26 protein-coding genes are annotated in these 26098 nt (G+C 61.2%); 13 read left to right on the top strand and 13 right to left on the bottom strand.

Features of this window, described 5'->3' with window-relative positions; translation table 11 throughout:
* Positions 1-369 precede the first annotated feature (369 nt).
* The 5 genes from JF539_RS13765 to JF539_RS13745 form a co-directional block, all read right to left on the bottom strand.
* A complete protein-coding gene (locus tag JF539_RS13765) occupies positions 370-1872 on the bottom strand; it encodes a flagellin (RefSeq protein ID WP_207141239.1) in 1503 nt (500 codons plus the stop codon).
* A 400-nt stretch (positions 1873-2272) separates the two neighbouring features.
* Positions 2273-2668: a hypothetical protein gene (locus tag JF539_RS13760; RefSeq protein WP_207141238.1), complete on the bottom strand. Its 396-nt coding sequence runs from the start codon at positions 2666-2668 to the stop codon at positions 2273-2275.
* A 246-nt stretch (positions 2669-2914) separates the two neighbouring features.
* On the bottom strand, positions 2915-3409 hold the full coding sequence (locus JF539_RS13755; protein WP_209017283.1) for a hypothetical protein: 495 nt from the start codon (positions 3407-3409) through the stop codon (positions 2915-2917).
* Positions 3410-3718, bottom strand: a complete 309-nt coding sequence (locus JF539_RS13750; protein ID WP_209017282.1) for a rod-binding protein — start codon at positions 3716-3718, stop codon at positions 3410-3412.
* A complete protein-coding gene (locus tag JF539_RS13745) occupies positions 3718-4860 on the bottom strand; it encodes a flagellar basal body P-ring protein FlgI (protein WP_209017281.1) in 1143 nt (380 codons plus the stop codon). Before JF539_RS13745 ends, JF539_RS13750 begins: the two co-directional genes overlap by 1 nt.
* A gap of 343 nt (positions 4861-5203) precedes the next feature.
* Here JF539_RS13745 and JF539_RS13740 point away from each other — a divergent pair, with 343 nt between their 5' ends.
* Together JF539_RS13740 and dksA are read left to right on the top strand one after the other, a co-directional pair.
* Positions 5204-5626, top strand: a complete 423-nt coding sequence (locus JF539_RS13740) for a flagellar assembly protein FliX (RefSeq protein ID WP_207141237.1) — start codon at positions 5204-5206, stop codon at positions 5624-5626.
* 162 nt (positions 5627-5788) lie between these two features.
* Complete coding sequence (dksA, locus tag JF539_RS13735) at positions 5789-6205, top strand: RNA polymerase-binding protein DksA (protein WP_207141236.1); 417 nt, start codon at positions 5789-5791, stop codon at positions 6203-6205.
* A 94-nt stretch (positions 6206-6299) separates the two neighbouring features.
* Here dksA and JF539_RS13730 read toward each other — a convergent pair whose 3' ends face one another.
* From JF539_RS13730 to flgF, 5 genes are all read right to left on the bottom strand, one after another.
* Positions 6300-7106 (bottom strand): lytic murein transglycosylase, encoded by an 807-nt coding sequence (locus JF539_RS13730; protein ID WP_207141235.1) that lies wholly within the window; start codon positions 7104-7106, stop codon positions 6300-6302.
* Between the two features lie 259 nt (positions 7107-7365).
* Positions 7366-8115: a flagellar basal body L-ring protein FlgH gene (flgH, locus tag JF539_RS13725; protein ID WP_207141234.1), complete on the bottom strand. Its 750-nt coding sequence runs from the start codon at positions 8113-8115 to the stop codon at positions 7366-7368.
* Positions 8115-9095, bottom strand: a complete 981-nt coding sequence (gene flgA / locus JF539_RS13720; protein WP_207141233.1) for a flagellar basal body P-ring formation chaperone FlgA — start codon at positions 9093-9095, stop codon at positions 8115-8117. Before flgA ends, flgH begins: the two co-directional genes overlap by 1 nt.
* A gap of 18 nt (positions 9096-9113) precedes the next feature.
* On the bottom strand, positions 9114-9896 hold the full coding sequence (gene flgG / locus JF539_RS13715; protein ID WP_207141232.1) for a flagellar basal-body rod protein FlgG: 783 nt from the start codon (positions 9894-9896) through the stop codon (positions 9114-9116).
* 23 nt (positions 9897-9919) lie between these two features.
* Positions 9920-10663, bottom strand: coding sequence for a flagellar basal-body rod protein FlgF (gene flgF, locus JF539_RS13710; protein WP_207141231.1), 744 nt, complete (start codon positions 10661-10663; stop codon positions 9920-9922).
* A 280-nt stretch (positions 10664-10943) separates the two neighbouring features.
* On the opposite strand from flgF, the gene JF539_RS13705 reads away from it, so the two are divergent.
* The 5 genes from JF539_RS13705 to JF539_RS13685 all read left to right on the top strand — a co-directional run bounded on the left by JF539_RS13705 (position 10944) and on the right by JF539_RS13685 (position 18439).
* Positions 10944-11450: a flagellar basal body-associated FliL family protein gene (locus JF539_RS13705; RefSeq protein ID WP_207141230.1), complete on the top strand. Its 507-nt coding sequence runs from the start codon at positions 10944-10946 to the stop codon at positions 11448-11450.
* 50 nt (positions 11451-11500) lie between these two features.
* Positions 11501-12697, top strand: a complete 1197-nt coding sequence (gene fliM, locus JF539_RS13700) for a flagellar motor switch protein FliM (RefSeq protein WP_419247682.1) — start codon at positions 11501-11503, stop codon at positions 12695-12697.
* Positions 12694-13296, top strand: coding sequence for a DUF6468 domain-containing protein (locus tag JF539_RS13695; protein WP_207141228.1), 603 nt, complete (start codon positions 12694-12696; stop codon positions 13294-13296). The genes fliM and JF539_RS13695 overlap by 4 nt, the downstream gene beginning before the upstream one ends.
* On the top strand, positions 13293-14024 hold the full coding sequence (locus JF539_RS13690; protein WP_207141227.1) for a MotE family protein: 732 nt from the start codon (positions 13293-13295) through the stop codon (positions 14022-14024). Before JF539_RS13695 ends, JF539_RS13690 begins: the two co-directional genes overlap by 4 nt.
* 176 nt (positions 14025-14200) lie before the next feature.
* A complete protein-coding gene (locus tag JF539_RS13685) occupies positions 14201-18439 on the top strand; it encodes a hypothetical protein (protein ID WP_207141226.1) in 4239 nt (1412 codons plus the stop codon).
* A 149-nt stretch (positions 18440-18588) separates the two neighbouring features.
* Here the strand turns inward: JF539_RS13685 and JF539_RS13680 are convergent, their stop codons facing one another.
* The 3 genes from JF539_RS13680 to JF539_RS13670 form a co-directional block, all read right to left on the bottom strand.
* On the bottom strand, positions 18589-19668 hold the full coding sequence (locus tag JF539_RS13680; RefSeq protein WP_207141225.1) for a DUF2336 domain-containing protein: 1080 nt from the start codon (positions 19666-19668) through the stop codon (positions 18589-18591).
* Positions 19669-19774: 106 nt separating this feature from the next.
* Complete coding sequence (gene fliP / locus JF539_RS13675; protein ID WP_207141224.1) at positions 19775-20536, bottom strand: flagellar type III secretion system pore protein FliP; 762 nt, start codon at positions 20534-20536, stop codon at positions 19775-19777.
* Positions 20537-20541: 5 nt separating this feature from the next.
* Positions 20542-22191 (bottom strand): flagellar biosynthetic protein FliO, encoded by a 1650-nt coding sequence (locus JF539_RS13670; RefSeq protein WP_207141223.1) that lies wholly within the window; start codon positions 22189-22191, stop codon positions 20542-20544.
* 419 nt (positions 22192-22610) lie between these two features.
* Here JF539_RS13670 and flgB point away from each other — a divergent pair, with 419 nt between their 5' ends.
* From flgB to flhB, 6 genes are all read left to right on the top strand, one after another.
* The gene (gene flgB / locus JF539_RS13665; protein ID WP_207141539.1) at positions 22611-23015 is read left to right on the top strand and encodes a flagellar basal body rod protein FlgB; all 405 of its coding nucleotides are present in this window, start codon (positions 22611-22613) and stop codon (positions 23013-23015) included.
* Between the two features lie 38 nt (positions 23016-23053).
* Complete coding sequence (gene flgC, locus JF539_RS13660) at positions 23054-23464, top strand: flagellar basal body rod protein FlgC (RefSeq protein WP_207141222.1); 411 nt, start codon at positions 23054-23056, stop codon at positions 23462-23464.
* A gap of 65 nt (positions 23465-23529) precedes the next feature.
* Positions 23530-23844 carry a flagellar hook-basal body complex protein FliE gene (locus JF539_RS13655; RefSeq protein WP_207141221.1) on the top strand — a complete coding sequence of 105 codons (315 nt, stop codon included), beginning with the start codon at positions 23530-23532 and terminating at the stop codon, positions 23842-23844.
* 26 nt (positions 23845-23870) lie between these two features.
* Complete coding sequence (gene fliQ, locus JF539_RS13650) at positions 23871-24137, top strand: flagellar biosynthesis protein FliQ (protein WP_207141220.1); 267 nt, start codon at positions 23871-23873, stop codon at positions 24135-24137.
* Positions 24138-24149: 12 nt separating this feature from the next.
* Complete coding sequence (gene fliR, locus JF539_RS13645; protein ID WP_207141219.1) at positions 24150-24923, top strand: flagellar biosynthetic protein FliR; 774 nt, start codon at positions 24150-24152, stop codon at positions 24921-24923.
* A 19-nt stretch (positions 24924-24942) separates the two neighbouring features.
* On the top strand, positions 24943-26022 hold the full coding sequence (flhB, locus tag JF539_RS13640; protein WP_207141218.1) for a flagellar biosynthesis protein FlhB: 1080 nt from the start codon (positions 24943-24945) through the stop codon (positions 26020-26022).
* Positions 26023-26098 lie beyond the last annotated feature (76 nt).

Here is a 26098-nt window from a genome sequence, read left to right as displayed (position 1 = left end):
GAGCAGGGTGAAACGAGGATTGCCCGTTAACCTTAAACATTGGTTAATCGTGGCTGAAATCGTGCCTAGGAAAACGTTAATCGGACCTGCAAATTGCCATTATTAACAAGGGGGTCGCGTGGTCGCTCTGTCAGACGGACCACTGGATGGCCATTCTTGACGATCTGCTGCCGTGGCAGCGGAAGGCGAGAACCTCCGGGGACGCTGCGTCAACAAAAACGCCGGACCGGCGCGAGCGTTCAGGGACCGGGAAGTTCCGCGAGTCGGTGCGTTCGATTCGCACTCGACAGGCTGCGTGGGGTCGGCAGCCCAAAAAGAAAAGCGGGCCTGAGCCCGCTTTTCCAGATCGTGTCAACCGTTTGGCCGGTCTTAGAACAGACGCAGCACGTTCTGGTCCGCCTGGGCGGCGAAGGACAGGGACGTGGACGCGAGGCTCTGACGGGTCTGCAGGGCCAGAAGGTTCGCACCTTCTTCGTTCGTGTCAGCCAGGGTCAGCTTGCCGGCGCCTTCTTCCAGCGTGCTGATCAGGTTGTTGGTGAAGTCCTGACGGTTTTCGATGACCGAAAGGTTGGTACCGAAGGACGACGCCTGAGTTCTGAGCTTGCCAAGGGCCGAGTTCAGACGGTCAACCGTACGGTTGATGTCGTTGTCGGTCGCAAAGCCGCTGTCGGTCAGGGCGCTGATGGAGACGCCGCCGCTCGGAGTGCTGAAGTTGTCACTCGCGAAGTTGCCGTTGTCGCTTTCCAGCGTCAGGTCGGTTTCGGAAGTGAGGCTCAGCGCGCCCGAGGAGGAGTTGAAGTCCGCGGTGACGCCTTCAAAGTCGTCGATGAAGTCGACGAGGTCATCAACGGTGGTGTCGTCCTCGATTTCCAGCGAACCCAGCTCGTAGCCGTTGCCGTCCGTCAGGGTCAGCGTGTCGCCGACCGCGAAAGAAGCGGTGTCCGAAAGCAGGGCGGTCGTGGTGGCAAGAGCGGTTGCGTCAACAGCGAAGCCGGTGACGGTTGCGGTGAGGGACGTCGAAGTCGCGACGTAGAAGTCCTCATCGCTGTAAATGCTCAGTTCACCGGTCGAGTTGTCGAACTCGGCACGGACACCATCGACGGCATTCAACTCGTCGACAAGATCCTGAACCGTAGCACCGGCAGTAACGGTGTTGCCGACGGCTGCCAGGGCGGTCGTGGTTCCAGCCGCGTTGTTGACGAACTGAAGCGTGTGACCGGCCGTGAGGGCGTTGGAGTCGGACAGGGTAGAACCGGAGTTCAGTGTCGTCGTACCATCCGTCAGGGTGATCGTCGTCTTGCCGCCTCTCAGCGTGAACGCGGTCGCGCTGCCTTCGCCTTCTTCGAGATCGGAGAGGTTCAGGCCGGTGGAGAGAGTCGTGTCGGTGTAGTCGACAGCGTCAACATCCAGTTTGGACGTGGAGTCTTCATTGAAGATCGTCGACAGATCGTTGCCGTCGCCTGCGAGCAGGTTCTTGCCCTTGTAGGAGCTGTCCTTGGCAATGTCTTCGATCTGGTTCAGCAGTTCATTGTACTGTTCGGCGAATTGCTTGCGCTCGTACTGGCTCTGCGTCTGCAGAGCCTGGTTGGCTTTCGCCTTTGCCGATTCAACCAGCTTGGTGATGCTGGAAATACCCTCATCAGCGGCTTTCAGCGTCTGAACCGACTGACCCATATCGTCCAGAAGGGTGGACAGGTCGTTTGCACGTGCATTCAGGCCGGACGCGGTGAAGAAGCTGTTCGGATTGTCCAGAGCGGAGTTCACTTTCTTACCGGTGGCCAGTTTGTTCTGGACATCGGACATGAAGCTCGCGGTGGTCTGGAGAGTGTTCAGGTTCGCGCGGACTGCGCTGGACAGAGTAATATCTGACATTTTGCATCCTTTCTAGGAATACGAGGTACATGGATCCGTCCTGGACCCGCGCACAACAAAGCCTGAAAGAAGAAAACCGCTCGTAAAGAAAGATGGTTAGTGGAAATTAACCTTTACAACTGTTTACGAAAGCCGGGAGACAACTTGGATTGTTTCGCGGGAACTGTTCCGGAGTTGCTTCCGGCCGGAAGGGAGGCGGATATCGCGTCGTGGCTGCCGGGCGCGCTTCGAGCAGCCCGCTTGGACGTAGCGATAACAGGTGGGATCGGTGCGCGGGCGCGAACGATCGTGGCGGTCGGGAACGGGCAGGGCGGCGTCAATTGGGGCCGGATGCGGCTATCCATCGCCCAGGGTCGGTGATGGTTGTTCCGGACAAACAGCTTGAAGAAGAGGCGCGCGGTCAGGCTGTCTGCTGGACCGACTGTTTTTCCGACTGGGAGCGTTGTGCTTCCAGGCTTTCGTTATAAACTCTCAGTCGCAAAAGCGTTTCGCTCGGAATCTGTCGGACGACTTCTCCCGTGTCGATATTGGTCGCTATATAGACCATGCTTTCGCTTTCCGGATCGATAACGTTCCGGCGATCGACCTGCGGTGCGGTGCCGTCCCTCAGCGAGCGGCGGTTGGTCTGGTTTTCCGCGGCCTTCCGGTTGCTCTCGGACTGGGCCGAGGGTCTCACCGTTTCTTCCGCAGGCATTTCCGTCTGGGCGGCCGGTTCGTTTCGGTCCGGAGCCCGTGTAACCGGCGTAATCGCCGTGTAGGTCGGCGATGGCGGCCGGGCAAGTCCCGTATCCAACATCTTTCCCTCCGGGTTACTAGATACACACCCGTCATCATCAAATATAACGCAAGGGAATGAATCTTCCGTTAACGGAAAAGTTAGAATTGGAAGGGCACGGTTCTATCCGGTTGCGGCTGTTTCCGATTCGTTTCCGCGCCCGGTTGTGGTGCTTTCGAGCACCGGCACGCGAAGGGCGGCTGCCCGAGGCGGCGCGTGCAGTGCGGGGCCGCGCTCAGGAGAAATGAAGACCGGTGAAATCTATTCTCAAAGAGATTGATTAACCGCGATGCCTCGGGCGGATTGAGGGCCGGTGGGTGCGGAGCCATTGCGTCCGTAGGTCGTCGGAGCATTGGCATTCTTCGCACCCGCCACCTTGGCAACCGTCGACACGATGCTGTTGGCGACATCGCGCGCCGTTGAAAGGACAGCAAGATTGATCCGCAAAACGGGCTGGAATTCGCTGTGCTGGCGGCGCAGGGACTGGGTCGCGGCAGGGGAAAGATTTCCGAGCGCGACCGAATGCTCCTTCGCCGTCATCATGCCGCGCGTGTATTCATGGATCAAACGGGCCTTGTCCGCTTGCAGTTCGCCTGCGGCCTTGAGCTTGCCGGCGCGCACGAGGTCGGTTTCCATCTCGATGACGGACAGGAGCGCTTCCATCGTTCCCGACAGGGCGGAGCAGAAGTTCTCGGCGTCCTGCCGGCTGGTCGGTCTTTCGAGCGAAAACGGAAACGAAGTGGTATTCGGTTGCGCGGTCATTTAGCCCCCTTCCTGCAATCTCAGCAGTTCGCGTTCGACGCTTTCGGCGAGACCTATGCCCCCGGCCTCCGAAATTGAACGCGCGTATTCGTCGATCAGCAGGCTCTGCCAGGCATCCGCTCCGTGACCGGTGCCCCAGGTGCCGCCGTTTTCAAGTCCTGTGAACATATTCTGAAGCATTGTGTTTAAGAAAACCGCTTCAAATTCCTTGGACGCTTCCTTGACCGCCGTCTTGTCGCTGGTGTCGACGCCCTTGAGTGTGTCCATCGGCGTGGGCTGAACAGTGGGCGGGGTTGCGGTCGTAAGCATCACAGCACCTCGATTTCCGCCTGCAGGGCGCCGGACGCCTTGATGGCCTGAAGAATGGAGATCATGTCCCGCGGGCCGATGCCGAGGGCGTTGAGGCCGTCGACAAGCTGTTTCAATGTGACGGTCTTGGGCACGATCGCAAGTTTGGTTCCGTCCTCCTGAACGCCGACATCCGAACGCGGGGTGATGGCTGTCTGGCCATTGGCGAAGGGAAGGGGCTGGGAGACCTGAGGAGATTCCGCGATGGTGACGGTCAGGTTGCCCTGGGCCACGGCGACCATCGAGACCTTCACGTCCTGGCCCATCACGATGATGCCGGAATTCTCGTCGATAACGATACGCGCCGCCAGATCGGGCTCGACGATAAGCTGCTCGATATCGGTCAGAAGGTCGACGATGTTGCCATCGAATTGCTGCGGCAGATCCAGTCGCACGGTTGCCGGGTCGAGAGGTTCCGCCGTTGGCAGGCCGATCAGTTCGTTGATGGACAGGGCGATCCGTCTGGCCGTCGTCAGGTCGGGGTTGCGCAGCGCGAGCCGCAAGGTGGTCAGCGACGCCAGCTTGAAATCGAGCTCGCGTTCCACAAGGCCGCCGTTGGCGATGCGTCCCGCGGTCGGCACGCCGCGCACCACGGAGGCCGCGTCCGCCTGCGCCGAGAAGCCGCCGATCGCGACCGACCCCTGCGCTATGGAATAGACTTCGCCGTCCGCGCCGACCAGCGGCGTGACCAGAAGAGTGCCGCCCTGCAGCGAGGTCGAATCGCCGAGAGCGCTGACATTCACGTCGATCCGCGTGCCTTGCGTGGCAAAGGGCGGCAGATTGGCGGTGACCATGACGGCGGCCACCGTGTCCGTGTTCAACGCGGTGTTCCGGGTGTTTACGCCGAGGCGCTCCAGCATGGCCTGAAGGCTTTGCTGGGTGAAGGGCGAGTTGTTGAGCGAGTCACCGGTGCCGTTCAAGCCCACGACCAGACCGTAGCCGATCAACTGGTTTTCCCTGATCCCTTCGAAATCGGCGATGTCCTTGATCCTGGACGCGGCTTCGGCGGACGGCAGGGTCTGCCCGCTCACCAGGGTCACTGTGACGGCGGCCAGCGTGAGACGCTTTATCCATCCGGAAATTTTTTCACCCAAGTGTCGCATCACTGTTTCTGGTCCGTCTGTCCGGTGTCCGGCCGCAATGCCGGTTTGCATTATCCCGAATTGCGTAATGCGAGAGCCGTGCCAGTTTGGGCAGCCGCTTGTCTCGGATTTGTAAGTTGGCCGGATTCTGCGGTCTGTGGTGGAAAATCGATGGTACTATCCACGTAAAAGTGACGGTCTGGAAGGATGGAACGTTGCAGCTGCCCGGCAAATATTGCCTCCAGGGCGCAGTTTCATTTACTCTTCCCGGCAGAATCTGACGGCTACCGGCTGCTCGTCCCGATTGGCCCGGCCATGCCGCGAAGGGGTCGGGACCTTCGTCAGCCCGACGGGAAAGACGACCATGCGTATCACGAGCAACAAACCGATCACCGGCGTTCAGGGGAGAGGCGCGAAGAAACGGGCGCCAAGCGGAACGGACCAGTTCACGCCGGATCTTGGCGGCGAGGTGGTTCAGTCCGCGCAAACCGCGGGCGGCGGAGCCATTCAGGGCATGGATGCCCTGCTGGCGCTGCAGGAAGTCGACGAGCGCGATGCCCGCCGCTCGAAAGCAACCAGGCACGGCCACAAGCTCCTCAATGCGCTGGAAATGGTGCGTGCCGATCTGCTTGCCGGGCACGTGCCGGAGGAGCGGCTGGAGCTTCTCGCCCAGCAGGTTTCGCAACGAGCGTCCAGCGGGGATCCGGAGATAGATTCGGTGCTTGAGGAAATCGAATTGCGGGTGAAAGTGGAACTGGCGAAGCTTGGCCGATTTCCGGATCAGTGAGCGCGCGCAAGGGTCAAATTTACCGGCGAAATCGTCCTAAAATGACGCAAGGGTTTGAAAATTAAAAACTTTCTTTTGAACTATTTTTAGCAAATGAACCGTTGTCGGTTGAAACAACCGGCTATATATTGCGCCCGGCCTAACGGTAATCCGGAGCTATCGATGACGGTTGAAATTGAGTCTGAATATCGACCCTCGGAAGACGAGCCGTTCATGAACGACAGGCAGCGCGAGTACTTTCGACTTAAGCTGCTTGCCTGGAAAGAAGAGATACTGAAAGAGAGCAAGGAAACCCTCGCGAACCTTCAGGAAGAAAGTCAGAATCACCCGGACTTCGCCGATCGGGCATCCTCCGAAACGGACCGCTCGATCGAATTGCGTGCCCGCGACCGCCAACGCAAGCTGATTTCAAAGATCGACGATGCTTTGGAACGCATTGCCGACGGAAGCTACGGGTACTGCGAGGAGACCGGGGAACCGATCTCGCTGCGGCGCCTCGAAGCCCGGCCGATCGCGACATTGTCGATCGAGGCCCAGGAAGCGCACGAGCGCCGCGAAAAGGTCTACCGCGACGACTGACTTTCCGGAAACGGCAATGCGTTGACCGCTGAGTCGGCGCTCGAGTTCCTGCAGCCTTCCCCGACACGGGAAGGCTGTTTTCTTTTGTGCAATGCTATTGGGCGATTTTGTCGGCCATGACGGAAATGGTCTGAACGTAGACGCTCGCCTTGTTCCATTGCCTCAAGACATTGTAATTCGCGGTTCCCGGCCCCCAGCCCTGACCGCGCCGCCAGCCTTTTTGGGCCAGATAGTTTGCCGTTGAGGCCAGAACGTCCGGAATGGACCGGATCAGGTCCCGCCGGCCGTTTCGGTCATAGTCGACCGCGTATTTGACATAAGACGATGCCAGAAACTGGGTCTGGCCCAGTTCTCCGGCCCAGGCGCCTTTCATCTCGGCGGGGGTCATGTCGCGCCGCTGGACAATGATCAGGGCGTTGACCAGTTCATTGGTGAAGAAGGCCGAGCGGCGGCAGTCGTAGGCCAGCGTCGACAGCGAGCGCAGCACGGACATGTTGCCCGAAAAGCTGCCGTAGTTCGTTTCCAGTCCCCAGATGGCAAGAATGACCGGTGCGGGAACGCCATATTTGCGCTCGATGCCGTTGAACATTCGCTGATAGGTCTTTCCGAGCTTCTGCCCCCGGCGGATCATGGCGTTGTTGACGCGCTTGGCGTAAAACTGATTGAAGCTGAGCTTGAAGGATTTCTGGTTGCGGTCGAGGCGGACGACCTTTGGATTGTAGCTGACATTCTTGAGGGCGTTTTTCACGACCCGTTGCTTGAGGCCGTAGCTGGAGGCGTTCGCGATGAAGGCCTGTTTCCAGGCTTCGAACCCTCCCGGTCCGTTGCCGCAACTGGCGCTGAAGGCGGGCGAGGCTGACAAGACTGCCAGGCCGAAAACAAAGACGATCAAAAAGCGCATGGAGTCCCCACTGTACCCCGGCATCGGTCACCGGTTCTGAGGTCTTTATTTTAGCTCAATTCGACCCTGCGTCACCCGGCGATCAGCTGAATTGAACCGGAAAAAAGCGTTTCGGGAAATTTCCTCTTCCCGAGCCGGACAAGAGAACGGGCACGGCGCTCGGGGAGCGAGACGCCATGCCCGTCGTCAGCCGGAACCGGGAAGGCTTCTAGAACACCTTACCGGAAGCCGGCCGGGGGAACGCGCTTCCGTTCTGAAATCAGAACGGAAGCAGGATATCGAGAACCTGATTGCCGACACGTGGCTGCTGCACGGTCGTGATCTGGCCGCGGCCGCCGTACCCGATGCGGGCTTCAGCTATCATCTCGCTGGCGATCCGGTTGTTCGCCGTGATGTCCTCGGGCCGGACGATACCGGCAACGATCAGTTCGCGGACCTCGAAGTTCACACGGACCTCCTGCCGGCCTTCGATGACCAGATTTCCGTTCGGGAGGACCTGGGTGACGACGGCGGCGATGGTGGTGGTGAGCGTCTCTTCGCGGTCGACGCTGCCGCTGCCCTGGAAGTTGGAGTTGCTGTTGACATCGCCGAGATTGCTGGCCGCCATGCCGGCGGGCAGGAAGACGGTGTCGATTGCGGTGCCGAGCGCGCCGCCAACTCCGGCCCCGTTGGCTTCCGTGCGGCTGCGCTGGGTGGTGTTTTCGAACTCGGCTTCATCGTCGATGGTGACCACCACCGTCAGAATGTCGCCGACCTGGCTGGCACGCTGGTCCTTGAAGAACGCGCGGCTGCCGGACTGCCAGAGCGAATTGGGGTTGTAGTGAGCCTGTTGCGGTTCCGGCATCGGCATCTGGACGGGGCGGTAGCCCGGGGTCGTGGTCGGGTCCTGGATCGCGTTCAGGGCAGGAGGCTTGCCGACATTCGCCAACTGGTCAGCCGTGCCGCATCCGGCAAGGAGCGCGGCGAGGGCGAGGCTGGCCGGCAGGTGTCTGGGAAGAAGCGTCAGCATCAGTTGGTCTCGCTGTTAAGGCTTGCGACAATCGGATTGGCGGTGTGAACGCGTACTTGACCGCGGGAGACGACCGTTGCCGGGACGATGCGCCGGGATTGAATGTTCATGACATCGATGACATCGCCCTTCGCGCCATCGTCCATGGCCTGGGCGCGGGATGTGAGCTTCATGCCGGGCATCTCGAAGGTTACGGTGAGTTTTTCACCCCGGCGGATGAGGACGGGGCGCTGAAAATCCTTGCGCGACAGCGGCGCGCCGGGACGCAAATTGGTTCTCGCCGCCATTCCGACGAGGTCTCCGGCATCGAGCAGCGCTCCGGCCGGCACCTTGTTGCGCGCAACGCGCTGGATCGTCAGATCGTTCTCCGTCAGGATATCGCTCCGGCGCAAGGGCTGCGCCAGCGTGACGATGTCGATCATTTCCCGAGCCGAGCCGGTAAGGGTGAGCGGTTTGGTACCGTGTTCCGCGGCAACGGTTGCGTGAAGGGTGAATTGCCCGCTGCCCTTCGACCAGTCCACCCGGTCGACGCGGACCGGGTCATGGACCTTCGGGTCGGCCAGAACGCGCGCCGGCGCCTGCACAAGTCTGATGTCCAGGCTGTCCGGGTCGAGACCGGCGTTGCGTTCCGCGAGGGCGGACCGCACCAGTCCTTCCAGCTGCTCCTGTTCGAACTTCGTCGCGCCCCTGTGAACGACGACGGTTCTGAGACCGTCGGTTCCCGCGAACCGGAGGCCCGCCGCCCGGGCGCGCTCGGCAACGTCCCTTGCGGACACGTTGCCGGAGGTTCCCATGTCCGGGGAGCGGAAGAGTGGCTTGGAAGCCATCACTCCGGCGTTCGAGTAAAAGTCTCCGACAGTCACGATCTCCGACAGGGTCATCACCTGGGAGCGAAGAACCGGCCGGTCGTCCGCTTCGGCAGGACCGGAAACCAGGCTCACCAGCACGAGGCCGATTGCGGCTTTCAGCAGGTGTTTCATCGTCTCAGCCTTTCAGTCTTAGCGGAGGTTGGTGGTTGTGGAGTACATCTCGTCGGCCGCCTGGATGATCTGCGAGTTCATCTCATAGGCGCGCTGGGCCGCGATCAGATCGGCGATTTCCGTCACCGCGTCCACATTGGCCATTTCCAGGTAGTACTGCTGGACACCGCCGAGACCGTTGTCGCCAGGATTGCCGGTGACAGCCGCGCCGCTGGCGTCGGTTTCCAGAAACAGGTTGTCGCCAATGGCATTCAAGCCTGCCTTGTTGACGAAGCGGGCGAGCTGGATCTGTCCGAGCTGGACGGTGTTGCCGCCCGCGTCGACACCCTGGAGTTCGCCGGTATTGGAGATTGTCACGTCCTGAGTGTCGTCCGGAATGGTGATGCCGGGCATGACGGTGTAGCCGTCGACCGTGACGAGTTGGCCGTCGGCGTCGCGTTCGAAAGACCCGTCTCTCGTGTAGCCCGTGGTGCCGTCGGGAAGTTCGATCTGGAAAAAGCCTTCGCCGCGAATGGCAAGGTCAAGGACCTTGTCTGTCTGTTCCAGGGAGCCCTGCGACATGATCCGCGCGGTAGACGCCAGTTTGACGCCGGAGCCGATCTGGATACCGGTCGGGACGATCGTTCCGGCGTCGGATGTCTCCGTGCCCATCCGGCGCAGGTTCTGATAAAGAAGGTCCTGGAAATCCGCGCGCTGTTTCTTGAATCCGGTCGTGCGCATGTTGGCGACGTTGTTCGAGATCACCTCGACATTGAGTTCCTGGGCTTTCATGCCGGTCGCGGCGATGTGGAGTGCTTTCATGTCTTCTTGTCCCTAAAGCCGACTTAGGCCTGCAGCTGGCCGAGCGTCGAGATCGCCTGCTGGCGAAGTTCGTCGAGGTCCTTGACCACCTTGGAAGTGGCATCGTAGGCGCGGGTGACCTCGATCATCCGGGTGACTTCGGTGACGCCGTAAACGTTGGAATTCTCGATCGCGCCCTGAACCAGGCGCACCTCCTGGGCGGGGGCGGGGTCTTCGCCTTTGAAAATGGTGTCGCCGATTTTTTCCAGCGTGCGCACATCCTCAAAGTCGACAACCCTGATCCGGCCGCGGCCGCCCTGTTCGGTGGATATCGTGCCGTCACTGGAGATCAGCACCCGGCCGTCCTCCTCCTGAGAGAAGGTGATCGGCCCGCCTTCGGTCAGAACCGGCCGGCCTCCGGACGTGACGAGCTGTCCCGTGGCGTCGAGGTGGAAGGACCCGGCCCGTGTGTAGGCCTCGGTTCCGTCTTCCATCTGCACCACGAAAAAGCCGTCGCTGTTCAGTGCGAGATCGAATTCGTTTCCGGTCAGTTTGATCGAGCCATGATCGAAATCCGTGCGCGTCGTGAACATGTCCACATAGGATATGGCGCGGTCTTCCGGCTCGAACGCGGTGCCGTCGGCGACGGGCATGACGTATTCGACAAAATGAAGATTCTGCGACTTGTATCCGGTCGTGTTGATGTTCGCCATGTTGTTGGCGATCACGTCGAGATGGTTTCGCAAAATCGACTGCCTGGATAAGGCAACTAGCTGAGCGTTCTCCATATGAACGGTTCCCTTGTGCTCCCCGATGAACCGGCCGGTCTCCCCAGACAGGCGGGTTCGTTAAGGTTAATGCAGGAGCCGTGCCAGTTTTTAAATCCTTGGGAAATCTGGGTAAAAACGAAAGGGTGCGGGTGCGTGCGGCAAGAGATTCCGGCAGAAGTTAACCGCTTGGCAATTTTTGCCCGGTGACTCGGGTTAGTGGATCGGTAACCATTCGTTAACCATTAACTCTTTAGTAATAATTGAGCGCGCGCGAGCGCTCGAAGATGCGGAGTGCGGAATGGCTGACGAAGACGCCGCGGCCGGCGACGAGGCTGAAGACGCCGAAGGCGCTGCCAAAGGCGGGAAGAAAAAGCTAATTCTGTTCGGTGGGATCGGTCTCGTCGTTCTGCTCGCAGCGGGCGGGGCGGCCTACTTCTTTCTCCTGGCAGGCGATCCGGAACCCGCGCCGGGCGCTGGTGAGGCGCCGCAGGAAGTTCAAAAGCCGGTGGTCTTTTACGATCTTCCCGAAATGACGGTGAACCTGTCGACCGACGGACGCACGACCTATCTGAAGGTTCGGATTGCGCTTGAGGTTGAGAATCGCGCCATGATCGAGCAGATCGAACCATACCTGCCGCGTATTCTGGATGCGTTCCAGATTTACTTGCGCGAGCTTCGCCCCGCGGATCTGGAAGGATCCGCCGGTCTGTTCCGCCTGAAGGAAGAATTGCTCAGGCGGATCAATCTGTCGGTTTACCCGGCAAAGGTGGAAGGGGTTCTGTTCAAGGAAATCCTTGTTCAGTGACGTTGTGAATGGCTGATACCGACGAAGACGACGACCTGTCCGAAGAGGACATGGCCGATGCCTGGGGCGCCGCGCTTGCGGAGCAGGGCGCGGGAGGCGACGACGACGACGATCTCGCCGCCGCCTGGGGCGCCGCGCTGGAGGAGCAGGGCGCGGGGAGCTCGGACGACATGGCGGCCCAATGGGCGGCGATGATCGACGACAGCGAGCCGGATCTGGAAAACGCCACCCGTGGCGCCGACCGCGTGCTCAACCAGGAGGAAATCGACAACCTTCTCGGTTTCAATATCGAGGACACGATCGCCGGCGACCAGAGCGGCATCCGGGCGCTCATCAATTCGGCGATGGTCTCTTACGAGCGTCTGCCGATGCTCGAAATCGTGTTCGACCGCCTGGTGCGCCTGACGACGACCTCGCTGCGCAACTTTACCTCCGACAACGTGGAAGTCTCGCTCGATTCCATCAGTTCGGTCCGTTTCGGCGACTATCTGAATTCCATCCCGCTGCCGGCCATCCTGGGGGTGTTCAAGGCGGAAGAATGGGACGGTTTCGGTCTGATCACCGTGGAGTCGAGCCTGATCTACTCGATCATCGACGTGCTGCTCGGCGGCGGGCGGGGGACGTCCGCCGTGCGTGTCGAAGGCCGTCCCTACACGACGATCGAGACCGGCCTCGTTCAACAGATGGTGTCCCTGATCCTTCAGGATGCGGAACAGGCGTTCGCTCCCCTTTCGCCGGTGCATTTCAATCTCGAGCGGCTGGAGACCAATCCGCGCTTCGCGGCAATTTCCAGACCCGCCAACGCGGCTATCCTCGTCGAACTCCGGATCGACATGGAAGACCGGGGCGGCTCGGTCGAGATCATGATGCCCTATGCGACGCTGGAGCCGATTCGCGATTTGCTGCTTCAGATGTTCATGGGCGAGAAATTCGGCCGCGATCCGATCTGGGAAGGTCACCTGGCGACCGAGATTCACGCTGCGGAAGTCGAGGTCGACGCGGTTCTTTACGAAACTTATCTGCCGCTCGGCCGGGTTTTGAGCCTGGATGTTGGGCAAACATTGGTTTTCGACATCGACCCAAGCGATCCGGTCACGATAAAATGCGGCAATGTCGAGCTGACCGAGGGAACCCTTGGCAAGGTGGAGGATTCCATTGCCATCAGGGTCGCCCAGAACCTGCGCAAGCCGAAAATGACCCTGGCCGCTTTCGAGCGCGCCATGCAAAGCGAAATGGAGCAACAATGACCACATTGCCACTCGGAATGATCATTGAAGGGCTGGTCGCGGTCCTGTTGCTGATTACCATCGGTTATTGCTGGATGCTGAACCGCCGTCTTCAAAGGCTCAGGGCCGATGAGGAAGTGCTGCGGGCGACCATTTCGGAGCTCATGACCGCGACGGAAATCGCCGAGCGGGCGATCCTGGGGCTGAAGACCACCGCAGCGGAGGCCGACAAGACCCTGGGCAGCCGTTTGAAGCAGGCCGAATCCATGTCCGGCGTTCTCGCCCGGCAGGTCGGAGAAGGCGAAAAGATTTTTGCCCGGATTTCGCAAATCGCGGAAGCCGCCCGTGCCGCCACGACCGAACGGGACGCCGCCCGCCGCGATCCCCCCCAGCGCGACGCCTATGCCGTGGAACATCAGGCTTATGGCGAGCGGCCGGTGTATTCCAACGAGGCGCCGGCGGCTGACTACGCCTTCCTGACGACGCCTGCGGCACCTGCCGCGCCCCCCGTGGAAGCGGAGCGCAAGCGCGGCAGCCGTGCCTCCGACATAAGAAGTGCTGCGGCGGAAGCGACCGCCCGGCTGGAACAGTTCCGCAAGCGCAAGGGCGCCGCCGCATGAACCTGAGGCTGCTGCCACTTTTGGGATTATCGGCGAGCGCCCTGCTTGCCCTGAAGCTGCTCGGCCTCGTTTTGGGGCCGAACAGCGCCAGCATTCCCATCAATGGCGCGGTCGCGCAGGAAACAGCCACTGAGAACGCAGGTGAAGCCGCGCCGGATATGGCGGGCGAAAACACGGATCCAGCCGCCGCGGAAACGGCCGGTGAAGATGCCGAGGAACAGCCCGTTCTTCCGCAAAGCCTGGAAATTGGCGGATCCGCGGCCGAAAGAGCGGTCCTGGAGAGCCTGGGCAAGCGGCGTGAAACCCTTCAGGAGCAGGAAGGTCAACTGGATCTCAGGGAAAAGCTCCTGAAGGCGACCGAGCAGCGCATCCAGAAGCAGCTCGATGAGCTACGCAAGCTGGAAGAAAGCATCGGCGAGACGGTCGAGCAAAAGGAAGAACAGGAAAGAGACGATATCGCGGCTCTGGTGACCATGTACGAGAACATGAAGCCCAAGGATGCCGCGCGGATTTTCGACCGGCTCAGCATGCCGATCCTGCTGAAGGTCGTGCGGCAGATGAAGGCCAGGAAGATGGCCGCCATTCTTGCCAAGATGTCGCCCGAGGCCGCGGAAAAGCTGACCGTTGCCATCGCCAGCGACGACCCCAACCAGGACGAAGATGCAAACGAGGCGAAAGTGACGCAGGGTCCCATGCAGGATGTCTTGCCGAAAATCCCGTCAAACTGAAAGAAGAGAGCGGTTTTATAAGGACCGCGTAAGGGCACGTTAAGAACACTTGTTTACAAAAGAGTGTTGCCGTCATCCAGGGACAGAGCACCTTGCCAGGACCATTCCTGACATCTCGGAAAGCCTGCCAATCCGCTGAAAATCGCGGAGCTCGATCGGCTGTGCGTGGTGCCGCCATGCTTTGCCTATGGCTGCTTGTCGCGTTTTCGCCTCTGGGCGGGGCAGCGTTGGCTCAAACCCTCGATCCGGTCGATCTCTCGGTCTCTCAGGAAGAGGGCTACGGCCGGATGGTTCTGACGTTCAAGGACCGGACGCTGCTGCCGGTCTTTGATGCCGTGATCACCGGTGGCGTCTTGAGAATTTCCTTCGAGGAGCCGATCGACATCAATGTCGATGACGTGCCGCTCGATCTGACCGATTATATCGCGATCGCCCGCCGCGACCCGGACGGCAGTGCGATCCGCTTCGCCCTCAAGGGCCAGTACCAGATCAACACGCTGGAAGCGGGCGAGAAGCTTTTCGTCGACATTCTGCCAATGAGCTGGACGGGTCTGCCGCCGGGGCTTCCCGACGATGTGGTCCGTGAACTCGCCAAACGGGCGGAAGCGGCAATGCGCAAGGTGCGCGCCCTGGAGCAGGCGCGGCTGAAGGTCCAGGAAGGCCCGGAGGTGAGCCTGCATGTCGGCGAGCACCCCACCTTCACCCGTCTGGTCTTCGACTGGTCGGTCAATTTCGACACCGCTTTCGTGCGGGAAAACGATATCATCAAGGTTACCTTCAGTCATCCTGCCCAGCTCGACGTCTCGCATTTGCGAGCGCATCTGCCCCAGGGGGTCATCGATGCGACGGCGTTTCTGGACAAGGGCAAGCTGAAGTTCCTGATGCGTGTGGAACCCTCGGTCGACATCCGCGCCTTCCGCGAAGAAAAGACCTATGTGATCGACGTGACGCCTGAAAACATGCAGGCCACCGACCCGATCAACGCGATGATCGACAAGGAACTCTCCGGCGGGGAGAACGGCGACAGGAAAAACATGATTTCCGCGCCCGGGTTGCGGGACACGAGGGAAGTCAAGGACCCAAGGGGAGAGCCATCCACCCCCACAGCGGGCGCGAGGGCTGGAAACGCGCTGAAAGAGTCACGGGCCGACGAGTCACCCGCCTACACGGCCGTGCCGTTGGCTCCACCCGGGCAGGGGGAGGGTGTACAAGCCCCCGCGGATCAGGGAGCGGTGGACGAAGCGCCCGGGGTCCAGGGAAATCTGCAGGACGGGGCTGAGTTCAATACCGCCCTGTCGCAGGCCCCCTTGCCGGTGGCCGTGACATCGGGTGAACCGCAAGGCGACAGGCTGGCAGCTATACCGCCACGGAAACCGAGACCGGGCGAAGCGCCTCCCGAGACGACGGTTGTCGCAGATGCGGAGGATGACATCACGCGCACGACCGCTTCGGCGGTCGAAACGCTTCCCGCCCCCGAACTTCTCATGGGAGCGATGTCCGGAGCGGCTGCGGCAGACGGGAATGACGAACTGGTGACCGCGGCGATTCCCGATGCCGACAACCGGGACACCGAAGTTCCGGCCGCTGTGGACACGACGACAGTTGCCCAGGCGGAGCCGCAGGCCCCTCCTGAGTCTGCCGGGGCTTTGCCGCTCTCAGACGCCGCGCCGGAAGATGAGGAAATCGTCCGTCCGGCGCCGATGCTGGATCTTTCGAAACAGGCTCCGGCTGCACCCGCGCAGCAGCCGGCGTCCGCCGAGAACGGCATCCCGGCCGTGCAGGCACTCGATACGGAGCCCCAGACGGCAGCGCCGGACCCTGGCGCGCCGGCCTCGGCGGTGCAAGTTCAAGATGTTCAGTCACTCGGCGGCAGCGAGGTTCCAGCCGGCATCCAGCTACCGCCCCGTCCAGCCGGCGTTCCTGAGACCTGGCGCGCCTCCGGCGGGCAGGACTACGAACAGGGACCGCCATCTCCTGAACGGCCACCCGAGAATTTCGCGGAAGCGACCCGGAATTTCGTTTCGGCGGAAGCGCGCAGGATCGGCAACACGGTGCGTGTCGTGTTTCCGTTTTCCGAACCGGTATCAAGTGCCGTCTTCCGGCGGAACGAAAGTATCTGGCTTGTTTTCGACACCGACGCGACCATCGACACGCGCGGCATGATGTCCGCCCTGGCGGAGACGACCGAAACGATCGATGTCCAACAGTTCGACGACTACCAGATCCTGCGCCTGGACATGAACGACCCTGTTCTTGCGACGGTCGGCGTGGACGGCAATGCCTGGTCGCTGGTTATCGGTGATCTGATTCTTGAACCGTCCATTCCGCTCCAGCTTGAGCGCACGATCAGGGACGACGGCGCGTCCGTGTTGCGCGTCCACTACAAGAACCCGCAAAATATCCGCTCGATCAGCGATCCGTTCGTGGGTGACACGATATCGCTGATCACCGGGTTCGGCCCGCCGCGCGGACTTCTGAAACCGCAGAAATTCGTCGACCTCGATGCCTTGAGTTCGGCGCAAGGCGTGGCTTTCGTCACCAAGTCCGACGATGTGAACGTCAAGATCCTCGGGGACGACGTCATCATCGAGAAAGGTGGCGGTCTCGCCCTGTCGAGCAAGCATTTGAAAGGCGGTACGGGAGCCTTCAACACGATTGTCGATCCGGACGAGACGGAGACCATCGAATTCGTTTCCCTGAGCACCTTCGGTCCGGAGGCGTATCGGTCCCGGCTGAAGGAGCTGCAGGACCGGCTGACCGCAGCCCCGGAAGGCAGGCGCCGCAAACCGCTTCTGGCATTGGCCCGCTTCTATCTGGCACATCAGTTCGCCCCGGAAGCTCTCGGCCTGATGAAGCTCGCGCTTGAAGAAGAGCCGGCGCTGGCCGAGGACAGTTCGTTCAATCTGATGATGGGAGCCGCCCAGACCATGGCGCAGCGCCCGGACGCGGCCTATCCATATCTGAACCGGCGCGATCTGAAAAACAGCCCGGACGCCGCCGTCTGGCAGACCATCGTGGATGTGAAGCTCGGCAACTGGACCGCCGCGCGCATTTCCATGCCGCGTGGCCGCGCGGTGATCGGCAATTATCCGCCAGCGATTCAGACGGAGTTCAAGCTTGCCGCGGCGCAGGCCCTTGTCGAAGTGAACGACTTCGGCGCCGCGAACGCCGTTCTGGCCGAGATCGAACCGAGTGAGGTGACCTCGGACCAGGCTGCCCGCTACGACATTCTGCGCGGCCGGGTGGCGGATGCCTCGGGCCGGTCTCAGGAAGCCCTGACCGTGTTCGATCTGGTGACCCGGTCGGAAGACCGCCCACGTGCCTCCGAGGCGGAGTATCGCGCCCTGCGCATACGTTACAGGGACGGGGAACTCGACGCGGACGAGGCCATCGACCGGCTGGCGGCTCTGGCGACCTCCTGGCGCGGCGACGAGATCGAATTGAAGACGTTGCGGTTTCTGGCGCAACTCCATGCGGAGCGCGGCCAGTACCGGGAAGCGTTCGAGGCCATGAAATCGGCGGTGCAGGCCAATCCGGATTCCGACACCACCCGGCTGCTCCAGGAAGAAATGAACGGTCTCTTCAACGCCCTCTTCCTGGACGGCAAGGCCGACGAGATGCCGACGGTCAAGGCTCTGGCGCTTTATTACGATTTTCGCGAGATGACGCCGATCGGCCGTCAAGGCGACGAAATGGTTCGTCTTCTGGCGAAGCGCCTCGTCGAGGTCGACCTTCTCGACCAGGCGACGGAACTCCTGCGCCATCAGGTCGACAACCGGCTGAAGGGAGCCGCTAGAGCCCAGATCGCCGCGGATCTCGCCGCGATTTACCTCATGGACCGCAAGGCGGATGAAGCGCTCAGGGTGCTCAACCGCACGCGGCAGGCGAGCCTGCCGTCGACGCTGGAACGCCAGCGAAACATCGTCGAAGCGCGGGCGCTAACGGAAAGCGGCCGGCCGGATCTGGCGCTGGAGCTGGTCCGCAACATGCGGGGTTCCGATGTCGACCGGCTGCGGGCCGACACGTTCTGGGCCGCCGAGAGCTGGCGGGATGCGGGCGAGCAGCTTGAGGCCATGCACGGCTCCCGATGGTCGGACAATATTCCGCTGGACGATCTGGAACGCAGGGACATCCTGCGCGCGGCCATTGCCTATTCTCTGGCCGGAGACCAGCTCAGCCTGGAACGGCTGCAGACCAAATACATGGGCAAGATGGCCGACAGTCCGGAGGCGCTGGCCTTCGAGATCGTCACCCGTCCGGTGGCGTCGCAAGGCGTCGAGTTTCTCGAGGTTGCCAACCGGCTGGCGGAAATCGACTCGCTGGAGACCTTCCTCCAAGAGTACCGCCGGCAGTACATGTCTCCCAATCGCAGCCCGGATCAGGCTTCGGCGGACGCGCAGCCACAGGCGGGCTGACGGCAGGGCTTGCCACCGATTGACTGGTTCCCGGGATTTCAATTCAGGTCAGATCGACCGCTGCCTGGGCAGAGCGTCGTAGCAAACGCTCATGACGAGACCCATCTGACCGGGGCCTTTGGAGGTTCGCTTGGTATTATGGGCCGACCTTATGTCCCCGCGTTCGCCGTGATGTTCGCGGGCGGCTGCGTGCCGGAGTGGCGTGGCTTTTTCAGTTCCGCCTTGTAGCGCATCACCAGTTCCGGGATCGCCCGGGTGCTGCGGTCGAGCCACTGGCAGCGGGCTTTCAGAAAGTCGCGGTAGGTCTTCTCGTGGATCCCGGTCTGCAGCATTAGGCGCAGAATTGCACCGTCCGCGTCGGACTTCAGAGTGTCGGAAACGACATCGTCGGACAGGTTGATCTTGCGTCCGATCAGCCAGATCGCCGCGTCCAGACGCTGTTCCTCGAACAGGGTGCGCAGGATCGCATCGAAGGACAATTCCCCATTGGCGATTTGAATGCTGGCCTCATGGCGGCAATACAGGACGCCGTCCAGTTCGATGTCGCCGTCCCGCTCAAGGTCGTCGATGAGATGGGCAAGCCGTTCCAGGTCTCCCGTTTCGAGCGCCTTCTTGAGGGGGGGCGGGATCAGAGGGCAGTTGGTTTCCAGAACGTAGGTCAGGGTCTCCAGAAAGTCCTCGTCCTTGAGGGCCCGCTTGGCGATGCCGGCAAGCACTTCGACTTCCGTGTTGGCGAAAATCAAAAGGGCGAGGGTGCCGCGGACGGAAAAGGGGGCATCCATGTTGTGGAGAAGGGAATGCACGACGTTGCGGCTGCTCCGGGCGATGAGCGTGTCGGAGATCTCTTCGCTGAGGTCGGGACGGCGTGCGACGGACAGGCGTTTGTCGTCGCCTCCGTTCTTGGCCAGGCCGAGCAGGGCGGACTGGCTGATGACCGGGGAACACTCGATGACAGGCTCGGAGAGCGCGTAGTCCTCGCGTGCCAGCCGGTCGGCCAGTTCGGAAATGATGCGGTCGGTCTTGGCGAGCCTCACCACCAGTTCGTAGCGTGCCGCCCGATCGAGCTGATCGAAAACGGACAGGACGATCCTCGAAAACAGATCGCGTTCCAGATCGGTGGGGTCGTAGTCCTGAGAGCGTGCATACTCGCCGACAAGGGTGCGGATCAGCTTCGATCTGGCTTCCGGTTCCCTGATCCTTGCGAGTTGTTCAAGTTGCTGCTGTATCACCGACTTACCACGACGTATCCATGGGTGGCGATGGCCTCCCGTCAAGGTGTCAGTATTCGCACTACTATCTTAATTTTCCTCTACTTTTAATCGGATTTGAGGCGGTTCAGCCGCCGCCGAAACTTTTGACCAGGGATCCGGCGACCAGATTCCAGCCGTCAACGAGCACGAAAAAAATCAGCTTGAACGGCAGGGAAATCACCACCGGTGGCAGCATCATCATGCCCATGGACATGAGCACGGACGCGATCACGAGGTCGATGATCAGGAACGGCAGATAGAGCAGGAAGCCGATTTCGAACGCACGCCGCAGTTCGGATATCATGAAGGCGGGAACGAGTGTGGCCATGGACAGGTCTTCTGGCCCCTCAGGCGCTTCCTGCCCGGAAAGCTCCTGAAACAGGGCCAGGTCCTTTTCGCGGACCTGAGACAGCATGAATGTACGGAACGGGTCCGAAGCCCGTTCGAACGCCTGATCGAACTCGATGTCGCCGTCGACCAGCGGCTGTACGCCCTCATCATAAGCCGCCTGGAGGGTGGGCATCATGATGAACGCCGACAGAAAAAGCGCCAGACTGATCATCACCATGTTCGGCGGCGCGGTCTGCAGTCCGATTGCCGACCTGAGAAGGGACAGGACCACGACGATCCGCGTGAAACTGGTCACCATCACCAGGATCGAAGGCGCGAGCGACAGGATCGTTAGCAATATGACAAGCTGTACCGCGCGCTCTGTCAGGCTTGCGTCGTCGCCGAAACCGACCGAGATTTCCTGAGCCGCGGCGGGACCAGCGAGGATAAAGACGAGGGCGAAGAACGCCGCTGCGACAAACCCCAAGCGGTGCCAGTTCGCGGACCGTCCGCTCATGGTCATCAGCCTGGCCGCCCGCCCAGTTCGTCGAGGATCTTGGCCATTTCGTCTTCGATCGGGTTCTTGTCGCCCAATCCCTGCGATGAGCGCTGGCCGGGATGGCCGATTGGCGGGGAGACTTTGACTTCGGGAGCCTTTGTCTCTCCGGCGACCTGTTGTGGCGCTCGGACCTGCGCTTGTTCCTGCGTTTGCTTACTGGTTTCCTCGGCCTGGGCGTCCGGCTGCGGAGCCATCAATTCGGGCGCGGCAGGCGCAGAAGGCGTGTCCTCAAGGAGATCTGACAGATCCAGGCTCACCTCGGGCCCGGACGCGTTGCCGGCAGTGGCTGAGGGCGGCGCATCCGTGGCTTTCTCTGCCAGAAGTTCAACGAGGGAAGCCGGAGAGGAGCCGGTCGATGTCTTCGCGTCGGCATTTTCCGATGTAGGTGCCTCGGGCCGGTCCGCATCCGCGTCGGCGACGGCAGGTGCATCCCCGGTCTGTTGACCGGCGGCTTTCGGTTCGGTGATGTCTGATGCCTCACCGGTTTCGGCGGCTGTTTTTTCCGGAACGCCGCCCTGCGCCTTGTGGATGGCGCTGATGGGGGCTTCGTCCGGCGTCGAGACCGGCGTCGTGCTCTTCGTTTCGGCCGGCTTTCCGGCGCCGGGGTCCGTTTCGGCGTTCTTTCCGGCCGGGGTGTCTTCGACAACAGGTTCGGTCCGCTCAGACACCCGCGCCGGGTCGAGGGGCTTTAACAGCGCCGTCTTCGCCCTTGCGGCGGGGCCGGAGGCCGGTGGCGTGATGGTCTGGCTGCCGTAGTTGGGCCGGTCGTGGGACGTGAAGGACCGCGCCAGGGACCTGATCGTGGACAGGGAGGGATTGGCGGATTCAATCGTTGGTTCTTTTTTCGGAGCGGGCTCCGGTGTCCCGGCCGCAGGCTTTTCCATCGACTGCGACGGTTTTGCGGCCAGCTTCTCCGGGGGATTTTCTGTCTGGTTTTCCGGCAGTTTCAGCGGTGGTGCCGCGGTTTCCGGAGTGGCTGCGGATAGAGGACCGGACCGTGAAGGCTTCACGGCCTTGAGGTCGTCTCTGTCGATGGTCGGCTCCGGAGCGGCGGAAGGCGCCGAAAAGGTCTTGACCGCCGGTGGAGCGTCAAATCGTGCCGTCGGCATGACCGGTGCGGCTGCGGCGCCGGCCGTTCTGGCGGGCGCCGGGACAACCGGTGCGGACGGTTCGGGGTCCGGAGCGCGGTCGGTGGGCGCCAGGGGAATGTCCGGTCCGGGGGCGGTGGGAACCTTGAGCGAGGGGGAGGCGGCCTGGAATGCGTTTTGGGCGGGAGCCTGATGAACCGCGGGGCGGCCGGTGGAGAGGGGAGCGTTGCGAACGATGTTCTGTTCGACAACCACATCGCTGGGGCCGCCGATCAGAAGCAGATGCTCGACGTTGTCGCGGCGGACAAGGACAAGGCGCCGCCTGGCGTCGACTGTCGCGCTGTCCATGAGCGCGATCCGCGGTTGCCGGCCTCTGCTTTGAGGGGCGCCCCCGCCCATCAGTCTTTTCAGGATGAAAATAAACAGGCCGAAGAGGAGTAAAACCACAGCCAGGGCCAATATCACCGCAACCGCCTGAGTAACGCCTCCGCTGACATTGAAAGTTGATTCAATCCATTCGTTCATTTTTTCCTCGTGCAGCGCTGACCCGCGGTTCGCTACGGTTGCCGTTTACTTTTCGTTTGTGCTCCGGTCGGGGCTTTTGCTGTTTATCCCCAGTAATTCTCGAAGCTGAATTTCAGAGGGCCGCGCTCTAAGCTCTTCCTTTTATTCCGTTCGATGCCGCATCCGAACCGGAGAGCGCCGGGAGGCCTTCCATTGCCTTCTTGCCGATCAAAGACGAATCTCTCTAGTCCTTGAAATTAACAGAGGTGGGCAGAATTTGCCCTACCCGGAGGTGGTTCATTTTGCGAAATGCAAAGGAATGTTGAGCTCCTCCACCAGTTTTTGGCCGAGGTCGGGGTTAGTCGTTAACGGGTGTTAACTTTTCGTTAACCATTTGCCCGGCAAGGATTGCCTGCAGGGTTAACGAATGGTGAATGAAAATGGCTTTCACGGATCTGCCGCTCTTCGAAGCGCTTAAATCTAAGATGCAATGGCACCAGACCCGCCAGAGCGTTCTGGCCGAGAACATCGCCAACTCGGATACGCCGGGTTACCAGGCGAAGGAGGTCAAGACCTATTCCTTCGCGGACCATATCGGCAGGCAGACCTTCGGTCTTGCGACCGACACCACGAAGGTTGGCCACATCAAGGGAACCCTTACCGGACAGACGAATGTCCAGGTCGAAAAAGAGGATTCGTTCGAAGTCACGCCCAGCGGGAACGCGATCAATCTGGAAGAGCAGATGATGAAAATCACCCAGAACCAGATGGATTATCAGGCGGCGACGTCCCTTTACACCAAAGGTCTCGGGCTGATCCGGACCGCGTTATCGAAGAGTGCCTGAGGCCGTCGAACGCTTACGGCACCTGAAGGAGCCATGACATGGACCTGATCAAATCCCTGTTCGTTTCAGCCAGCGGGCTGAAGGCGCAAAACGGGCGGATGCGGGTGATTGCCGAAAACATCGCCAACGCGAGTTCGACCGCGCGGACACCGGACGAAGAGCCCTACCGGCGCAAGATTCCGACCTTCAAAAGCCAGTTTGACAAGGAGCTCGGCGCGGAGACGGTCGAGCTTGGAAAAATCGCCGAAGACAAGAGCGACTTCAAGTCGACCTACATGCCGGGCCACCCGGCGGCGGACGACAACGGCTATGTGCTGCAGCCCAACGTCAACACCCTGATCGAGACGACCGATATGCGCGAGGCGCAGCGCTCCTACGAAGCCAATCTGAACGTGATCGAATCGACGCGGCGCATGCTGCAGCGAACCATTGACATCCTGAAGGCCTGACGCCTGCGGGCGGCGTCCCGCGCGCTTTCAAGCCGAGTAACCGACCATGAAAGGGAGGGCGAGCCATGTCCACTCCGTCAATTGCCAACAACGCCTATCAAATGGCGGCGAAACTGCAGCAACAGGCCCGCAGCCTCGACGAGACCGCGAGCGAACGGCAGTCCGTCGACTTCGGTCAGATGGTGCAGGAAGCGGTGGAAACCGTCGTCGATCAGGGGCGGGAGGCCGACCGAAAGGCGGTTGGCATGATCGAAGGCAAGACCGATGTGGTGGATGTCGTCACCGCGGTCGCCGAAACCGAGGTCGCCCTGGAGACCATGGTGACGGTGCGCGACCGGGTCATCTCGGCCTATGAGGAAATCATGCGGATGCCGATCTGAGCGGCTGAATTTCTGAGGGGCGCAACGTGACGGGTGCCATAGTTCTCGATCTTGCCCGCGAAGCGGTTTGGACCATGATCCTGGTTGCGGGGCCGGTCATGATCGTGGGGCTGCTCGTGGGCGTCGTCATCGCGCTCTTTCAGGCCCTGACCCAGATCCAGGAAATGACGCTGGTTTTCGTTCCGAAAATCCTGGCGATCTTCGTGACGCTTCTGATCACGTTGCCGTTCATGGGCCAGTTGCTTCAGTCTTTCATGGCACGGATCGCCGAAATGATCCTGACAACCGGGTAGAGCGCGGCCCAAATGACGATCCAGCTCGACTTTCTGCCGGATGCCGCCGCCGCTTTCATGCTGATGTTCGCGCGTCTCGGCACCATGCTGATGCTGCTGCCGGCACTGGGGGAGAGTTCGATCCCGACCCGGATGCGCCTGACGCTGGCTCTTGCGCTGACCCTCGTGCTCTACCCGCACGGGGCGCCGCAGTATCCGGCCGACCTGACGTCGAATCCGGTGAGGCTTCTTGTTTTGCTTGCAGGCGAGTTCGCCATCGGTTTCGGCATCGGCCTGTGCGCCAAGCTGATCACATCCGTGCTGCAGATCGCCGGGATCATCATGGCCAACCAGTCCGGTCTCGCTTTCGCTCTCGGGACGGACATCGCCAACGAAGGGCAGCAGGGCGCGCTTTACGGCAACTTCCTGTCGATTCTCGGCATCACCCTGGTTTTCGTGACAGATACCCATTACCTGGTGATCGCCGCTCTTTACGACAGTTTCGAGATCTTCCCGCCGGGACTGGCGCCTCCTGTCGGCGACTTCAGCATGAACGCGACCCAGACGGTCGCGCATGTCTTTTCCATCGCGGTGCGCATGAGCGCGCCGTTCCTGGTTGTCGGTCTTGTTTTCTATTTCGGCCTCGGTCTGCTCAACAAGCTGATGCCGCAGATGCAGATCTTCTTCATTGCCATGCCTGTGAACATTGCGGTCGGACTGCTGTTGCTCATGGTGCTGGTCGCAACGCTGATGACGTTTTACCTGGAGCATTTCCAGGAAGCGCTCGGCAAGTTCATCCTAGGGTAACGGCGGGTTCGGGGCGCAAATGGCCGGCGATAGCGACGACTCAGAAAAGACAGAGGACCCCACGCAAAAGCGCTTGAAGGACGCGCATGACAAGGGGGACGTTCCCAAATCCCAGGAAGTGAGCACCTGGTTCACGCTGGCGGGCGCGACGCTGATGATCGCCATTTTCGCGCCGGGAACCGCTGAATCCCTGGGCAACCTGATGAAGGGCTTTCTGGAGCATTCGCACCAGATTCCGGCTGACGGGCTTGGACTGAAGGCGCTTTGGCGGGACACGGGCGAGTCGGTCGCCCTGATCGTCGGGGTGCCGCTCCTGGCCCTGGTCGTCATGGCGGTCGCGGGCAACCTGATCCAGCACCAGCCTCTTTTAACCGCGGAAACCATCAAGCCGAAGTTTTCCAAGGTGTCGCCGGCGTCCGGCTTCAAGCGGCTCTTCTCCTCCGACAGCCTGGTGAATTTCGCAAAGGGCGTGATCAAGATCTCCGTGGTGGGCGCGATCATGGTGGCCGTGATGTGGCCGCATCGCGACGAAACGGAAATCATGATCTTTGCCGATGAGACGGTGATCCTGGAAGAGGCGCGGGTGCTGATCCTGCAGTTGCTGGCGGCCATCCTGGCGGTGATGACCGTCGTGGCCGCCGCCGATTTCGTCTATCAGCGCAACAAATGGTTCAACAAGCAGAAGATGTCGCTGCGCGAAGTCAAGGAAGAATACAAGCAGACGGAAGGGGACCCCCAGGTCAAGGGCAAGATCCGTCAGTTGCGCATGGAGCGTTCGCGCAAGCGGATGATGTCCGCGGTGCCGCAGGCAACCGTGGTGGTCACCAACCCGACCCACTACGCGGTGGCGCTGAAATACGAGGACGGCATGGGCGCGCCGCTCTGCCTGGCGAAGGGCACGGATGCGACCGCGCTCAAGATCCGGGAAGTCGCCAAGGAAAACGAGATTCCGGTGGTCGAGAACCCGCCTCTCGCCCGGGCGCTCTACGCGACGGTGGACATCGATCAGGAAGTGCCGGAAGAGCATTTCAAGGCGGTCGCGGAGGTGATCGGCTTCGTCTTCCGCATGCGCAAGCGCGCCGCGTGGCGATCCCAATAGGCAATCGCGGAGAATTCTCCAGCCGCCGGGTGGGCCAAACAGGTGAATTTCAACAGGACTTGGCGTCATATCGGTT

This window comes from Roseibium aggregatum (genome assembly GCF_017309185.1).
In the GTDB taxonomy this organism is placed as follows: Bacteria; Pseudomonadota; Alphaproteobacteria; order Rhizobiales; family Stappiaceae; genus Roseibium; species Roseibium aggregatum_B.
Note: the sequence above shows the minus strand (reverse complement) of the source record. Positions and strands in the feature narration are given on the sequence as shown.